Below are 549 nucleotides of genomic sequence, written 5' to 3'. Positions count from 1 at the left end.
TCCGGCGGCATGCGGCGACGGCTCGACCTCGCCGCCAGCCTCCTCACCCGACCGCCACTGATCTTCCTCGACGAGCCGACCACCGGCCTCGACCCGCGCACCCGCGGCCAGATGTGGGCCACCATCCGCGACCTCGTCCGTGACGGCTGCACGGTGCTCCTCACCACGCAGTACCTCGACGAGGCCGACCAGCTCGCCGACCGCATCGCCGTCATCGATCGTGGCGTCAAGGTCGCCGAGGGCACCGCCGACGAGCTCAAGTCGTCGGTCGGCCAGTCCACCCTGCAGCTCCAGGTCGCCGACCCGACCGACCTGACGCTGGTCGCCGGGGAGGCGCGCCGGCTGCTCGGCGAGGACGTGGCCCTCACCCCCGAGGCCAGGCGCGTCACCATCCCGCTCACCCGCACCGACCAGGCCGTCGACGTGCTCGTCGTGCTCCGCGACCACGACGTCGCCATCGAGTCGGTCACCGTCCAGAAGCCCTCGCTCGACGAGGTGTTCCTCGCCCTCACCGGCCACGACACCGGCAGCGAGACAGCAGACCCCACC

General features: G+C 72.3%; 1 protein-coding gene. It reads left to right on the top strand.

Translation table 11 applies throughout. From position 1 onward, the window contains the following. On the top strand, positions 1-549 hold a 549-nt coding region (locus tag FB586_RS18830; RefSeq protein ID WP_136520867.1), incomplete at both ends, for an ATP-binding protein DrrA1-3 family domain-containing protein.

The organism is Cellulomonas telluris (assembly GCF_004886325.1).
Lineage (GTDB): Bacteria > Actinomycetota > Actinomycetes > Actinomycetales > Cellulomonadaceae > Cellulomonas > Cellulomonas telluris.
This window is presented reverse-complemented; position numbering and strand designations above follow the sequence as displayed.